Origin of the sequence: Mucilaginibacter limnophilus (assembly GCF_004005815.1) — a bacterium.
Classification (GTDB): domain Bacteria; phylum Bacteroidota; class Bacteroidia; order Sphingobacteriales; family Sphingobacteriaceae; genus Mucilaginibacter; species Mucilaginibacter limnophilus.
The window spans coordinates 150,623-164,596 of the sequence record NZ_SACK01000009.1 but is presented as its reverse complement, the minus strand read 5'-3'; the positions used below and the strand labels follow the sequence as shown (position 1 = coordinate 164,596).

At 44.1% G+C, this 13,974-nt stretch carries 15 protein-coding genes; 10 read left to right on the top strand and 5 right to left on the bottom strand.

Annotated features, from left to right (window positions below; translation table 11 throughout):
- Window positions 1-35 precede the first annotated feature (35 nt).
- Together EOD41_RS18030 and EOD41_RS18025 are read right to left on the bottom strand one after the other, a co-directional pair.
- Window positions 36-1,583, bottom strand: a complete 1,548-nt coding sequence (locus EOD41_RS18030) for an acyl-CoA mutase large subunit family protein (protein ID WP_127707546.1) — start codon at window positions 1,581-1,583, stop codon at window positions 36-38.
- Between the two features lies 1 nt (window position 1,584).
- Window positions 1,585-2,115: a DUF7935 family protein gene (locus EOD41_RS18025; RefSeq protein WP_127707544.1), complete on the bottom strand. Its 531-nt coding sequence runs from the start codon at window positions 2,113-2,115 to the stop codon at window positions 1,585-1,587.
- A gap of 95 nt (window positions 2,116-2,210) precedes the next feature.
- Here EOD41_RS18025 and EOD41_RS18020 point away from each other — a divergent pair, with 95 nt between their 5' ends.
- Both EOD41_RS18020 and EOD41_RS18015 read left to right on the top strand, forming a co-directional pair.
- Entirely contained in the window at window positions 2,211-2,558 is a 348-nt protein-coding gene (locus EOD41_RS18020) for a HesB/IscA family protein (protein ID WP_127707542.1), read from the top strand.
- Between the two features lie 137 nt (window positions 2,559-2,695).
- On the top strand, window positions 2,696-3,937 hold the full coding sequence (locus tag EOD41_RS18015) for an ABC transporter permease (RefSeq protein ID WP_127707540.1): 1,242 nt from the start codon (window positions 2,696-2,698) through the stop codon (window positions 3,935-3,937).
- Between the two features lie 71 nt (window positions 3,938-4,008).
- On the opposite strand, the gene galE is transcribed toward EOD41_RS18015, so the two are convergent.
- Together galE and EOD41_RS18005 are read right to left on the bottom strand one after the other, a co-directional pair.
- Complete coding sequence (gene galE, locus EOD41_RS18010; RefSeq protein ID WP_127707538.1) at window positions 4,009-5,031, bottom strand: UDP-glucose 4-epimerase GalE; 1,023 nt, start codon at window positions 5,029-5,031, stop codon at window positions 4,009-4,011.
- A 6-nt stretch (window positions 5,032-5,037) separates the two neighbouring features.
- Window positions 5,038-6,018, bottom strand: a complete 981-nt coding sequence (locus EOD41_RS18005; RefSeq protein WP_127707536.1) for a UDP-glucuronic acid decarboxylase family protein — start codon at window positions 6,016-6,018, stop codon at window positions 5,038-5,040.
- A 115-nt stretch (window positions 6,019-6,133) separates the two neighbouring features.
- On the opposite strand from EOD41_RS18005, the gene EOD41_RS18000 reads away from it, so the two are divergent.
- On the top strand, window positions 6,134-7,348 hold the full coding sequence (locus tag EOD41_RS18000) for a 3-deoxy-D-manno-octulosonic acid transferase (protein ID WP_127707534.1): 1,215 nt from the start codon (window positions 6,134-6,136) through the stop codon (window positions 7,346-7,348).
- Here the strand turns inward: EOD41_RS18000 and EOD41_RS17995 are convergent.
- Window positions 7,328-7,825, bottom strand: coding sequence for a hypothetical protein (locus tag EOD41_RS17995; RefSeq protein ID WP_127707532.1), 498 nt, complete (start codon window positions 7,823-7,825; stop codon window positions 7,328-7,330). The two genes, EOD41_RS18000 and EOD41_RS17995, sit on opposite strands and share 21 nt — an antisense overlap.
- 37 nt (window positions 7,826-7,862) lie before the next feature.
- On the opposite strand from EOD41_RS17995, the gene EOD41_RS17990 reads away from it, so the two are divergent.
- The 7 genes from EOD41_RS17990 to EOD41_RS17960 all read left to right on the top strand — a co-directional run bounded on the left by EOD41_RS17990 (window position 7,863) and on the right by EOD41_RS17960 (window position 13,969).
- Window positions 7,863-8,483 (top strand): lysophospholipid acyltransferase family protein, encoded by a 621-nt coding sequence (locus EOD41_RS17990; RefSeq protein ID WP_127707530.1) that lies wholly within the window; start codon window positions 7,863-7,865, stop codon window positions 8,481-8,483.
- Entirely contained in the window at window positions 8,483-9,571 is a 1,089-nt protein-coding gene (locus EOD41_RS17985) for a glycosyltransferase (RefSeq protein ID WP_127707528.1), read from the top strand. Before EOD41_RS17990 ends, EOD41_RS17985 begins: the two co-directional genes overlap by 1 nt.
- Window positions 9,550-10,230: a carotenoid biosynthesis protein gene (locus EOD41_RS17980; protein WP_127707526.1), complete on the top strand. Its 681-nt coding sequence runs from the start codon at window positions 9,550-9,552 to the stop codon at window positions 10,228-10,230. Before EOD41_RS17985 ends, EOD41_RS17980 begins: the two co-directional genes overlap by 22 nt.
- Before the next feature lie 34 nt (window positions 10,231-10,264).
- On the top strand, window positions 10,265-11,116 hold the full coding sequence (locus tag EOD41_RS17975; RefSeq protein ID WP_127707524.1) for a 4-hydroxy-3-methylbut-2-enyl diphosphate reductase: 852 nt from the start codon (window positions 10,265-10,267) through the stop codon (window positions 11,114-11,116).
- A 28-nt stretch (window positions 11,117-11,144) separates the two neighbouring features.
- Window positions 11,145-11,831, top strand: coding sequence for a fatty acid desaturase (locus EOD41_RS17970; RefSeq protein ID WP_127707522.1), 687 nt, complete (start codon window positions 11,145-11,147; stop codon window positions 11,829-11,831).
- Between the two features lie 203 nt (window positions 11,832-12,034).
- Entirely contained in the window at window positions 12,035-13,084 is a 1,050-nt protein-coding gene (gene hemH / locus EOD41_RS17965; protein ID WP_127707520.1) for a ferrochelatase, read from the top strand.
- Between the two features lie 9 nt (window positions 13,085-13,093).
- Window positions 13,094-13,969 carry a cupin-like domain-containing protein gene (locus tag EOD41_RS17960; RefSeq protein ID WP_127707518.1) on the top strand — a complete coding sequence of 292 codons (876 nt, stop codon included), beginning with the start codon at window positions 13,094-13,096 and terminating at the stop codon, window positions 13,967-13,969.
- The last annotated feature ends 5 nt before the right edge of the window (window positions 13,970-13,974 follow it).

Genomic DNA, 13,974 nt, shown 5'->3' with positions numbered 1-13,974 from the left:
GAAACTACCGGGGAAGGTTTAGAAAATTTTACAATTTAATATTCGCCAAATACATGTCGCAGAGTGTCAGCAATTTCACCCAGAGTGGCGTAGTTTTCAACAGCCTCTATAATCAAAGGCATCAGGTTATCAGTACCACGCGCGGCGGTTTCAAGGTGCTGCAGGCACTGTTTTACGGTGGTATTATCACGTTGCGCTTTCAAAGATCTCAGCTTTTCGGTTTGCTTTTGCCTGATGGTGTCATCCACCCTGAAAACCGGTGCTTTAATTTCATCCTGCTCGGTTAGCTTATTCACCCCTACTACTATCCGTTCACCGGTCTCTACCTCATTCTGGTATAAGTATGCTGACCGAGCTATCTCCTGTTGCATGTAGTCCTGCTCTATAGCCTTTACCGATCCGCCCATTGCGTCTATCTTATCTATATAGGTATAGGCGGCGGCTTCTATTTCATCTGTTAGCGCTTCTACAAAGTATGATCCGGCCAGCGGGTCAACCGTATCAGTAACACCGCTTTCAAACGCGATAATCTGTTGTGTACGCAAGGCTATCTTGGCTGCGCTTTCTGTAGGCAGTGACAGGGCTTCGTCATAACCGTTGGTGTGTAACGATTGAGTCCCGCCCAGCACCGCGGCAAGCGCCTGCATACTTACACGTACTATATTATTTAAGGGCTGCTGCGCGGTTAAGGTTGAACCGCCGGTTTGCGCATGGAAACGCAGCTTTTGCGCCGAGACATCGGTAGCGCCAAGTTCTTTTGTAATGTTCGCCCACATGCGCCGTGCCGCCCTGAACTTTGCTACCTCTTCAAAAAAGTTATTATGGCAGTTAAAAAAGAACGACAACCTTTTGGCGAACACATCTATATCAAGCCCTTTTTCAATAGCGGCTTTCAGGTACGTTTTGCCGTTGGCCAGTGTAAATGCCAGCTCTTGTACTGCTGTTGAGCCCGCTTCGCGGATATGATAACCTGATATGGAAATGGTATTCCATTTAGGCACCTCTTTGCTGCAGTACTCAAATACATCTGTTATAAGCCGCATAGAAGGTGCAGGAGGATATATATAGGTACCCCGTGCAGCATATTCCTTTAATATATCGTTTTGTATGGTACCCGATATCTTTGCAAGATCCTCGCCCTGCTTTTTTGCCAGGGCGATATACATAGCCAGCAATATCGAGGCAGTGGCATTGATGGTCATTGACGTGGTGATATCCTGCAGTTTGATACCGTCGAACAATATCTCCATGTCCTGCAACGAGTCGATGGCTACCCCCACCTTGCCTACCTCACCTTCGGCCAGTTCATGGTCGCTGTCATAACCTATCTGCGTGGGCAGGTCGAACGCCACCGAAAGGCCCATAGTGCCCTGACTTAATAAATAATGGTATCGCTTGTTTGATTCCTCGGCGGTTGAAAAGCCTGCATATTGGCGCATCGTCCACGGCTTGCCGCGGTACATATCCTTTTGTATGCCGCGCGTATATGGAAATTCACCCGGAAGCTCATCCATTCCCGAAGGTCGGGTGTAAACTTCTTTTATCTCGATGCCCGAAGTAGTTGTGAATTTCTTGCCGGCCATATTACAACAGGTTTTCGAGGTCTTTTTTAATCAGCGTTATGCCAATTCCGTATGGGTCGGTATCCATAGTGCTAAGCGCAGTAAGTATAGTTTTAGCCAGTTCGGTACCGGTTGCGTTTACAGGCAGCGCCTGCGCGGCGCCATTTATCACCGATAAGGTATCATCCTTTATTTTTTTCGCTACATCCCATGCACGGGCGCTTACATACAGCTGTTGTGTAACGTTGTGCTGATATTCGTTACGTATCTCGGCCATAATAAGGTGCTGCAGCTCGGCAGCCGAAAACGTTGGCGCGTTAAGCCTCACCAGCATGTTAACGGGATTTATCCGCTCGATAAAAAGCACCAGGCGCTCATAAGCCTGCAGCTTTAACGGCAGCGCCTGGCTTTGCAGGTCGACTTTATAATTCCCTTCCGCTGATGCTTTGTATGTGTCTAAGTAAGGCTTAAACAAATAATAAGCTACCCAAACCACACCTGCGCCCGAAAGCGTATATGTTAAAATGCTGACAATAATAGGCGGCAATACCATAGGTTAGTTGAAATGTTAAGGCCGGGTCATAAACAGGCCGTTGCCAACAAAAATCTGCAATTTATAGTATATTTGTGTAGATAATTAAAAATAACATGAGTATAGCTGTTGAAACCGCTCCGGTTAGCTTTACACCGGGTGCTGTAAGGGAACTATTTAAATTGAAAGATCAGCAGGAAATTGGCGATGATTTTGGTTTACGGGTAGGCGTTGAAGGTGGCGGCTGCTCAGGCATGAACTATGTGCTTGGCTTTGACCAGAAAAAAGACGGCGACCATGAATACAATATTGATGGCATAAGGGTATTTATGCACAGGGCGCACGGCATGTACCTTGCAGGTATGCAAATAGATTTTCAGGACGGCCTTAACGCGCGTGGTTTTACATTTAACAACCCTAACGCAGCAAGCACTTGCGGCTGCGGCAGTTCGTTCTCAGTTTAAAAGAGACACTTCCTTACAAAAATACGAAAGCAGCTTACGGGCTGCTTTTTTTATTTAAACCCATTGCCACTCATATTATTTATTTTTGATGTAACAAAGGCAGCCATGCTCTTGTCTTAACAGCATTAAATACCCATATGGCGGTAAAAACCACCCTTCGCGAAAACATATCCATTGCCCTGCAATCAATAGGCGGTAACAAACTGCGCACTGTGCTTACCGCGCTTATAATCTCCATAGGTATAATGGCGCTTATAGGCATACAAACAGCCATTGAAGGTATCAAGCAAAAAACCAACGATGCTTTTGCAGGACTTGGCGCCAACTCATTCACCATACAAAACATGGGTGTTAACCTGAACTTCGGCCCCGGCGGGCAGATGAAACAATACCCGCCTATCAGTTACGATCAGGCTGTACAATTCAGAAAAAACTTTAAACTACCAGTTTCCATTTCCATAAACCTGGATGTTACCGGAAACGCCATAGCCAAATACGGTAACGAAAAAACCAACCCGAACATTACGGTGAAAGGCACCAACGAAAATTACCTGCTAACCGGTGGGTACAAGCTTGCGGCCGGTCGTAATTTTTCTTCGAGTGAACTTGAAAGCGGCGATAACGTGGTAATAATTGGTGAAGAGATCAAGGAAAATCTTTTTAAAGATAAAGACGCCGTAAACAAGTCGATGTTTATTGGTGATGATAAGTTTAGGGTGATTGGTGTACTGGCATCAAAAGGTTCGGGCTCACAGTTTGGCGGCGATAAGGTATGTTTGATCCCGGTGTTCAAGGCAAAGCAAATTATTAATAACAGCAAGCCTACCTTTAACATTGTGGTTACAGTTAACCAGCCGGAAGCAGTGACCGCTACGGTTGATGAAGCAACCGCGCTGTTCAGAAACATTCGCGGACTAAACGTTGCACAGCCTGAAAACTTTGAAATATTCAGAAGCGATTCAATACAAAAGCAACTTGACAGCCAGATAGGCGGACTTAGCGTAGGCGGTATGGTGATCGGTATTATAACATTAATTGGTGCGGCCATTGGTTTAATGAACATCATGCTGGTTTCGGTAACCGAACGTACGCGTGAAATAGGCCTGCGTAAATCCATTGGCGCCACACCCGCTGTTATCCGTAAGCAGTTTTTAATTGAAGCTATTGTAATATGCCTGATTGGCGGCGCCGGCGGCATTGTGCTTGGCATCGGCATTGGCAACCTTGTTATCCTGGCTATGGAAGGCTCTTTTGCTGTACCATGGGTATGGCTTATTGTGGCAATAGTATTGTGTACGCTTATAGGTATGATATCCGGTTACTATCCTGCAAAAAAAGCTGCCCGGCTTGATCCGGTAGAAGCGCTACGTTATGAATAGGATAACAACTAAACAATAAAAAACAAAAGTCCCTGTATTCATCATACAGGGACTTTTGTTTTTTATTGTTCTTACAAGGGATTCTGGTTAATATATTTTTCCCATTCCCAGGCTGATGACATCATTACATCAAGGCCAAGTTCGGTTTTCCAGCCCAGTTTTTCTGATGATTTTGTAACATCACCCCAAACCTGCTCTACGTCACCCGGGCGTGGCGGACCAATCTGATAGTTCAGTTTTACACCGGTGGTTTGCTCAAAAGCTGCTATTACCTCAAGCACTGAACTGCCTTTGCCTGTACCCAGGTTAAATACATCGTACCCTGTAAAGCTGTCCTTTTCGGCAAGTTTTAATGCCGATACGTGTGCTTTAGCCAGATCAACAACGTGTATATAATCACGGATGCAGCTGCCGTCAGGTGTGTTATAGGTATCACCGAAAACAGTTATCTTTTCACGTTTGCCTATAGCGGTTTGCGTAATAAAAGGCACCAGATTTTGCGGAACGCCGATAGGCAGTTCACCAATCAATGCCGATTCGTGCGCGCCTACCGGGTTAAAGTAACGCAGGGATATCACTTTATAATTGCTGCCCGAGGCTACCATGTCTTTGAGGATCTCTTCGGCAACCTGTTTGGTGTTGCCGTAAGGCGATTGCGCAGGCTGTACCGGCGCATCCTCAGTAACAGGCAATTGTTCCGGCTGGCCATAAACAGTGCAGCTTGATGAAAACACAAAGTTTACCGATTTGCCATAATATCCGTTAAGCAAATTGATAAGCGAATAAAAGTTGTTGCGGTAATATTTCAGCGGATGTTGTACCGACTCACCCACTGCTTTAAAGGCCGCAAAGTGTATAATACCGGCGATATCATTTTCAGTTGCTACCAGGTTTGCTACTGCTTTTTCATCACAAAGGTCAACCTGGTGAAATATCGGTTTGTATCCGATGATCTTGGTAAGCTGCTCTAAAATTTTAGGATGTGAGTTAGACAGATCGTCAACAATAACAGGTTCGTAACCCGAGTTTACCAGTTCAACAACCGTATGCGAACCGATATAACCCATGCCGCCTGTTACCAGAATTTTTGCCATGAGATTTTATTTGTTATAGTTTGAAAAGTCTTTATGCTGAATTTCGTGCTCGGGCAACGATTTGAAGTATTCGTAAGTGATCTTTAAACCTTCGCTGCGCGATACCTTCGGCTCCCAGCCTAATATTTCTCTTGCTTTGGTGATATCCGGACGACGCTGCTTCGGATCATCAACCGGCAATGGCAGGCTGATCAGTTGCTGATTAGTACCGGTTAACTTAATGATCTCTTCACCAAACTCGCGGATGGTGATCTCGTCAGGGTTACCGATGTTTACCGGCTGCGCATAGTCGCTGAACAACAGGCGATAGATACCTTCAATTAAATCGTCAACGTAACAGAATGAACGGGTTTGTGAGCCATCACCAAACATGGTAAGTGATTCGCCGCGCAAAGCCTGGCCAATGAAAGCCGGTAGTACACGGCCGTCGTTCAGTCGCATACGCGGGCCGTATGTATTAAAGATACGTACAATGCGGGTTTCCAAACCGTGGAAGGTATGGTAAGCCATGGTCATGGCTTCCTGGAAACGTTTGGCTTCGTCATATACACCACGCGGGCCAACCGGGTTAACATTACCCCAGTACTCTTCCGGCTGAGGGTTGATGTTCGGGTCGCCATATACTTCAGATGTTGACGCAATAAGCATGCGTGCACCTTTTGCTTTGGCAAGGCCAAGCAGGTTATGCGTACCCAATGAGCCTACTTTTAATGTTTGTATAGGAATTTTCAGGTAATCGATAGGGCTTGCCGGTGATGCAAAGTGCAGAATGTAGTGCAATTCGCCGGGCACAAACACGAAACTTGATACGTCGTGGTGGTAAAACTCAAAATTTTCCAGCTTAAACAGGTGCTGAATGTTCCGGAGATCGCCTGTTATCAAATTATCCATAGCGATAACATGGTAATCTTCTTTAATAAACCTATCGCACAGGTGCGACCCTAAGAAGCCCGCGGCTCCGGTGATCAGTATCCTCTTTCTTGACATATGTGGTTGTTTTTAATAGTGATTGCTGGTAAGCCTTACAAACGGTAAAACCGCTTATTTGATTTATAGTTGTTATTTTTATCCCCCGACGAATATAACAATTCGTTCACTAAAAATGATTTTACTATACAACATTGGCGTCCGTTCATATTATTCACTGTTGTTTATTGCCTCGTTTTTTAACAAGAAGGCAAAGCAGTGGATAAACGGCCGGAAGGCACAATCGTTTGTACGTTATCCGGGTAGTATTTGGTTTCACTTTGCATCACTTGGCGAATTTGAACAGGGCCGCCCTGTGCTTGAAAAACTTAAAGAAAAGCATCCCGGACGCAAAATTGTGATCACTTTTTTTTCTCCTTCAGGGTACGAAATCAGGAAGAACACTCACCTTGCCGACGCGGTATATTACCTGCCTTTAGATACTGATGCCAACGCCCGCAGATTTATTGAAAGTGTGCAGCCGAATATGGCAATTTTCACAAAATATGAGTATTGGTACCATTTTTTTCACAATCTGCATAAAAGGCAAATTCCGCTGTATATCATCTCCGGAATTTTTCGTCCTGAGCAGGTTTTCTTTAAATGGTATGGCGGCCTGCATCGCAGGATTTTAGGCTTTGTGAGCCACTTTTTTCTGCAGGACGACAACTCGAAAAGGCTGCTGCAGGGTATCGGCATAAATAATGCCACAGTGAGCGGTGATACCCGCTTTGACAGGGTGTGGGCAAACGCGCAAAACCCGAAGCCGCTGTTGGAGATTGCCGCCTTTGCCGGCGACAGTAAGGTATTTATTTGCGGCAGCACCTGGCCCGCCGACGAGCAGTTGCTTGCTCATTTAATAACCAAGCATCCTTCATATAAGTTCATCTTTGCCCCTCATGAGGTTGAAGAAGCACGCGTTGCTGAACTTGCCGCTTCGTTGCAGGTACACCAGGTATTGCGCTATTCGCATATCGTAGAGAGTACGGTTTTAGACGAGTATAATGTGCTCATCATTGATAATATCGGCATGCTGTCGTCATTGTATCAGTACGGCCATATCAGTTATATAGGCGGCGGTTTTGGCGTAGGCATCCACAATACACTTGAGGCCGCGGCCTTCGGACTGCCGGTAATCTTCGGACCGAATTATTCACGGTTTAAAGAAGCTAAAGACCTCATTCCCCTGCATGCAGGTTTCAGCATAAATAATGAAAACGAACTGGAAACTGTAGCCGGTAAGCTGATAAATGATGAAACGTTTTACGCCTTAGCAAGCCAAAACGCGGCAGAATATGTGGAGCGTCAGAAGGGAGCAACAGAAATGATATTAGCTCACATCAATGCTTAGCCTATTATTTAGGCCTGAAATAATATCATTATATATTTCGGTACCTTTACCTTTAATTAAGGCGGTATTAAGCACTACATTGCTACCATAAAACAGTTTATTATAATAATACACAGGGTAGTCCCAAACTGATTGTGGTTTTTGGTTTTGTTTCATGTGAAAAGATATTACTCCTGAATCGTATAGATAGATATTATTGATATCTTTCCAATATATAAACCGCTTGTAGGTATTGTCGCGGATAAATGTATCGTTAATTTTTAATGCTACTTCTCCTTTCAAACCAGTCTTAATAAACTTTAAATTATTAAGGAATACAATAATGATTATTATAAGGAGCAGGGCATTTAAAGAAACCCAAAAACCATTATTTTTAGATTCAATTAGGTATATAACCAGCATCAAGGTAACTAACGACAGATAAAGCAGATAAACAATTACTGCTTTTTTGCTGTAGATAAAGGTTTGGTTTTGCATAGATATAAAACTATATATTTCGCCGGATAAATAAAAGATGATAACTACCCGCAAAAACAAGCTTATCGAATGGTTTTTTCACTGGTACATTATAAAGCTTGTTGATGGTAATTTCAGCTCGTTTAATTTTAACCAGGTTAAGGTTGACAACCGCAGGTCGGTTTTACTGCTGGCTAATCACTTCAGCTGGTGGGACGGCTTTGTGCTTTATTATTTAAATCAAAAGATATTTAAAAAACGCTTTCACATTATGATATTGGAAGAAACTGTGCGCAAAGTTTTCTTCTTTAAATACCTTGGGGCATTTTCAATCAGCAAAAACTCCAGGGATATGCTGGCTTCACTTAATTATGCGGCAGACCTGTTGAAAAATCCCGACAATCTGGTGCTGATATTTCCGCAGGGAAAGCTGTATTCGAACTTTGTTGATGAAGTTTACTTTGAAAAAGGAATACAACGGGTTATCGAAAAAGCGGGTAAAAATACGCAGGTTGTATTTGCCGCTACTTTTATCGAAAACTTCGGACACAAAAAGCCCGGTATTAACGTTTATCTACAAAACAACAACAGTAACTTTGCAACGCTCGATGAGCTTTCGGCCGCGTATGCGCAGCATTACAGTGAGGCAAAACAACAACAAACCCAAATAAGTATATAGTGATCATCGCCATAACGGTTACCTTCTTTTTCCTGATACTGCGTTTTACGGTTACGTTGTTCAACTTTATTTCAAACCCCAAGCTTCCCCGCATAGGTACCCGCCAGCACGATCTTGTTTCGATACTCATACCCGCACGTAACGAAGAAAAAAATATATTGGATCTGCTACAATCTATAACCGCACAGGAATATGAAGATTATGAAGTGATCATTCTTGACGACGGCTCGACAGATGGCACTTATCAGCTTTGCGCAAATTACGCTGCCACTCATCATAAGTTTAAAGTAATAAAAGGCGCCGAACTGCCTGATGGATGGCTTGGTAAAAATTACGCCTGCCACCAGCTTGCAAAACATGCCAGGGGCCGTTACCTGTTGTTTTTAGATGCTGATGAAACCATTGAGCATGGCCTGATCAACAGCGCTGTACACCGCATGCAACTCCGCAGACTGGCTTTATTGAGTTTGTTCACCAACCAGCAAATGCTGACTTTTGGTGAAAACCTGGTAGTACCATTAATGCACCTGCTTTTGCTTAACCTGCTGCCTATCCGCCTCATTTATTTGGCTAAACACTATGCAGTAGCTGCCGCAAGCGGTCAGTTCATGTTTTTTGATGCCGAAGTTTATCACAAAGAACAATGGCACCAAGCCGTCCGTGATAAGGTGGTTGAAGACGTAGAGGTGATGAAAAAAGTGAAGGCCGGCCGCTACCGGGGCGAAAGCCTGCTGGCCAACGGCATGATATATTGCCGCATGTACACGGGTTTTTTTGAGGCATTAAACGGCTTCAGTAAAAACTTTCTGGCGATATTCAATTACAGCGTGTTAGGCTTTTTAACCTACATCATTATAGTAATAGGTGGCCCTTTGCTCATTATTACCACACTTAACCTGCCGCTGATATTTTTTATGGTGGGGTTGATTGTTTTAACGCGCATTATGGTATCTTTATCTGCCGGGCAAAACGCCTGGCTTAATGTGCTGCTCCACCCCCTGCAAATGATCAGCCTTACCTGCATAGCTTTTTTGGCTATACAGCAATACTTAACCCGTACTACAACATGGAAAGGCAGAAAAGTATAACTTATCCGGCTGTCAAAAAACAATATGCCCCACCACGTACTGGTAAGTGGCTGGTTACCCTGATCCTTTTATTTCATGCGGTTGGCATAGTTGGCTTTACCCTTATAAAAACAAGGCCTTTTTTTTTAGTATTAGTGCCCTTCCATTTACTATTGATGACAGTATTAGTGGTAAAAAGCCACAACCGGCTGAGCAAAAAATTTCTTTATTTTTTTATTATCACCGCTTTAGCCGGCTTTATAACCGAACTGGTTGGTACAGCTACCGGTTTGCTTTTTGGTACTTACAGCTATGGCAGTACATTAGGAATCAAAGCTGCAGGGGTACCGCTTTTGATGGGGTTATTGTGGTTTTTAATGATCTATTCGGCCGGGGTTACCATGCGTTTATCCGGCTTAAAGTATATCGTTTTGCGAGTGCTTATTGGCGCTGCATTGCTCACCGCCCTCGATTGGCTGATTGAGCCTGTTGCAATTAAGTTTGATTACTGGAACTGGAAAAATAACATCATCCCGATGTATAATTATGTGTGCTGGTTCGGGCTTAGTTTGGTACTTCTGTTAATTTTTGAACTGTTCAGGTTTAAAAAACAAAGCGGTGTAGCGGTAGTTTTTTTGATTACGCAGTTCATATTTTTCATTGCCCTGAGGTATGTATAATATTATGATGTTTTTGGCGTAAATTTGTAAAGGCATGGGAGAGTATAATTTACAGGTAACAATAGATCAGGATTCGGGCTTTTGCTTCGGTGTGGTATTCGCCATTGATATGGCTGAAGAAATACTTGACGAAGATGGCTACCTCTATTGCCTTGGTGATATTGTGCACAACGACGAGGAAGTTGCCCGCCTGAAAGGCAAAGGCTTGCGCATCATCGATCATACCCAGCTAAAAGATCTGCATAACGAAAAGGTGCTGATACGCGCGCACGGCGAAGCGCCCGAAACTTACCGAACTGCGTTAGAAAACAATATTACGCTTATCGACGCGTCGTGCCCGGTAGTGCTGAAGCTGCAGAACCGCATTAAAACATCATACGACAACAGCGAGAAGATATTGATTTTTGGTAAACATGGCCATGCCGAGGTGATCGGCTTGGAAGGGCAAACCAATAACGAAGCGCTGGTTTTTCAGGATATCGCCGAACTGGATAATGTTGAACTGCCGGCCAACTTTACATTGTACAGCCAAACCACAAAAAGCATGGACAAGTTTTATGCTATAAAGGATGAGTTGCAAAGCCGTGGTTACGACGTAAAGGCTAACGATACCATCTGTCGCCAGGTATCAAACCGGGATAAAGACCTGCCAAAGTTTGCCATCCGTTTTAATAAGATCGTTTTTGTATCGGGCAGGAAATCATCAAACGGCAAGGTGCTGTACGAGGTATGTAAAAAACATAACCCGTACACCTACTTCATTTCGGCGGTTGACGAACTGGATAAAACCCTGTTCTCGCCGGGAGATACTGTTGGCATAGCCGGCGCTACCTCAACGCCCATGTGGCTAATGCAGGATGTGAAAACGGCACTGGAACAATTTTAAGCATACTATTTGCTGTAATAGCATATTCATGCACAAACAGCCCTCACATACCGGTTTCTTTGTAGCCTTGCTTGTTTTAGGCAGTTGGGCGGCTTGCATTGTGTCGTTAATGCAATGGCAGGTTAATTTCAGCAATCCGTTACTGTACTTGTTTATTTTATTGCAGATGCACCTGTACACCGGGCTATTTATCACCGCGCACGATGCTATGCATGGCACTGTATCGCCCAGTAAAATACTTAACAATGCCGTAGGCTATGCTTGCACGTTTTTATATGCGGCATTCTGGTTCCCTTATTTAAATAAACAACATCACAAGCATCACCGCCATGTGCATACCAATGATGATCCTGATTACCATCACGGGAACTTTATAGCCTGGTATTTCAGCTTTATGCGGAATTACCTTTCCATCTGGCAAATCATCATCATGGCAGCCGCGTTTAATATTCTGAAGATTTGGATACCGCAACAAAACCTGCTGTTGTTTTGGGTTACGCCATCGCTGTTAAGCACTTTGCAGCTGTTTTACTTCGGCACCTATTTGCCGCACAAGGGCGAACATGATAACCTGCACCAGTCGCGCAGCCAAAAGCGTAATCATATATTGGCGTTTTTCAGCTGTTACTTTTTTGGGTACCATTATGAGCACCATGATTCGCCGGGTACGCCGTGGTGGAGGTTGTGGAAGACAGAGCCGCCAATTAGCAAGTAGTTGTGTCATCCCGAACTTGTTTCGGGATCTCCTAGGATATTCGTTGGATTGATGCTGAAGCAAGTTCCGCATGACAACCTTATAACACCACTCAACTTAGTAAACTACTTATCTACTCACCAACCCTCATCCTTCTGCAATAAATATTTCCTGTTTAGGGGGTTAGGCGGCTTTTTGCTATTTTTGGAGCCTCAAAATATATTATGGCCAAAAAGGGAATTCTGCTTGTAAATTTGGGTACGCCCGACACTCCTTCAACTGCTGATGTGCGCCGTTACCTGGATGAGTTTTTGATGGATCCACGCGTTATAGATGTAAACCCTGCTTTGCGTACCTTTTTGGTTAAGGCGGTGATAGTGCCATTCAGGGCGCCAAAATCGGCTAAATTGTATAAAGAGATTTGGAGCGATACCACCGGTTCGCCTTTGAAGCATTACAGCATTTTACAGCGCGATGCCTTGCAGCAGCGCCTTGGCGATGGCTATATGGTTGAGCTGGCCATGCGTTACCAGAACCCGTCAATCGAATCGGCTTTAGACAATCTGAAGAATGCGTTGGTTGAAAGTATTTTGGTTATTCCGATGTTTCCGCAGTACGCATCAGCAAGCACCGGTTCGGTTTACGAGAAAGTTATGCGCCTGATGAAAGAATGGCCAACCCCGCCGCCTGTTAGCTTTATCAACTCATTTTATGATGACGATTTGATGATAAAAACCTTTGCCGATAATGCGTTAAAATACAATCCGGGTAGCTATGATCATATACTGTTCAGCTTTCACGGCTTGCCGCAGCGACAATTGATTAAGGCCGACCATACCCATAGCTGGTGTTTAAAAGTGAACGATTGCTGCCAAACTATCAACGATAAAAATAAATTCTGCTATTCGGCACAATCATATCATACCGCAAAGCTGATAGCTGCTGAGCTGAACATCCCTAAAGAAAAATATACTGTTTGCTTCCAGTCACGCCTGGGCAGCGACCCATGGGTACAGCCATACACCAGCGAAGTTATAGCACAACTGGCCAAAGAAGGCAAAAAACGCCTGCTGGTATTTTGCCCTGCCTTTGTTGCCGACTGCCTGGAAACCGTTTATGAGGTTACTGAAGAGTACGGTGCTGAGTTCCGCCACCTGGGGGGTGAAGAAGTGCAGCTGGTAGAAAGCTTGAACGATTCGCCGACATTTATTGACGCGCTTGAGCGTATGGTGAGAAGGAATTCGTCACTTGACCAGTTTCAGCCGGTTGCCTAAATTTGGTGCATGCTATTAAAACCTATCGAGCGTGTTGAGGAGATAAGCAATGATAATTTTCAAAAGTTGCATCTTCAGCAAAAAGAACCGGTAATACTTAGAAATTTTGTAAAGGGTAGCGCGGCGTTAACCAAGTGGGATTACGATTACTTTAAGAAAGTTGCGGGCCATCACAAAGTTAATTTGTATGGCCGTGAAGATGCTTTTAATGACCATGCTACCAGTCCGCCGGTACAAAAAGCGACTTTTGGCGAGTACCTGGATATGATCTCGTCTGCTCCGTCTGAACTAAGGCTTTTCCTTTTCAATCTGCTGAAGATAGAACCTGAACTGAAAAAAGACCTGGTTTATAACGACCCTACAGGCGGAAAAATAGTATCATGGTTACCATTTATGTTTTTTGGCGGCGAAGGCTCAAGTGTGCGGTATCATTATGATATTGACATGTCGCATATATTTCTAACCCAGTTTAAGGGTGTAAAACGTGTGCTGCTTTTCTCGCAGGAACAAACTCCGTTGCTATACAAACTTCCATATAACTTTCATGGGGTAGCCAACTTAAATAACCCCGCCGACGAACGTTACCCTGCCCTTAAATATCTTAAAGGCTGGGAATGTGACCTGCAGCCCGGCGAAACGCTATATATTCCTTCAGGTTACTGGCATTACATTAAATACGTTACCGAAGGCTACTCAGTAAGTTTGCGCATGCTGAACGAAAGCCCTATGGAACGCCTGCGTGGTTTTCGCAACATTGTTATTACCCGGCGCATTGACAACACCATGAGGCGGTTATTTAACGGCCGGTGGCTTAAATACAAACTTAACCAAGCCGATAATGCAGCAAATAAAGCGATAGAAAAGCTGAGTAAAAACTCTGCTTAAGCATT

Excerpts from the sequence above, each read along its gene's own strand:
- EOD41_RS18030 (WP_127707546.1), bottom strand. The coding sequence starts at position 1,583 with ATGGCCGGCAAGAAATTCACAACTACTTCGGGCATCGAGATAAAAGAA.
- EOD41_RS18025 (WP_127707544.1), bottom strand. The coding sequence starts at position 2,115 with ATGGTATTGCCGCCTATTATTGTCAGCATTTTAACATATACGCTTTCG.
- EOD41_RS18020 (WP_127707542.1), top strand. The coding sequence starts at position 2,211 with ATGAGTATAGCTGTTGAAACCGCTCCGGTTAGCTTTACACCGGGTGCT.
- EOD41_RS18015 (WP_127707540.1), top strand. The coding sequence starts at position 2,696 with ATGGCGGTAAAAACCACCCTTCGCGAAAACATATCCATTGCCCTGCAA.
- galE (WP_127707538.1), bottom strand. The coding sequence starts at position 5,031 with ATGGCAAAAATTCTGGTAACAGGCGGCATGGGTTATATCGGTTCGCAT.
- EOD41_RS18005 (WP_127707536.1), bottom strand. The coding sequence starts at position 6,018 with ATGTCAAGAAAGAGGATACTGATCACCGGAGCCGCGGGCTTCTTAGGG.
- EOD41_RS18000 (WP_127707534.1), top strand. The coding sequence starts at position 6,134 with ATGATTTTACTATACAACATTGGCGTCCGTTCATATTATTCACTGTTG.
- EOD41_RS17995 (WP_127707532.1), bottom strand. The coding sequence starts at position 7,825 with ATGCAAAACCAAACCTTTATCTACAGCAAAAAAGCAGTAATTGTTTAT.
- EOD41_RS17990 (WP_127707530.1), top strand. The coding sequence starts at position 7,863 with ATGATAACTACCCGCAAAAACAAGCTTATCGAATGGTTTTTTCACTGG.
- EOD41_RS17980 (WP_127707526.1), top strand. The coding sequence starts at position 9,550 with ATGGAAAGGCAGAAAAGTATAACTTATCCGGCTGTCAAAAAACAATAT.
- EOD41_RS17975 (WP_127707524.1), top strand. The coding sequence starts at position 10,265 with ATGGGAGAGTATAATTTACAGGTAACAATAGATCAGGATTCGGGCTTT.
- EOD41_RS17970 (WP_127707522.1), top strand. The coding sequence starts at position 11,145 with ATGCACAAACAGCCCTCACATACCGGTTTCTTTGTAGCCTTGCTTGTT.
- hemH (WP_127707520.1), top strand. The coding sequence starts at position 12,035 with ATGGCCAAAAAGGGAATTCTGCTTGTAAATTTGGGTACGCCCGACACT.
- EOD41_RS17960 (WP_127707518.1), top strand. The coding sequence starts at position 13,094 with ATGCTATTAAAACCTATCGAGCGTGTTGAGGAGATAAGCAATGATAAT.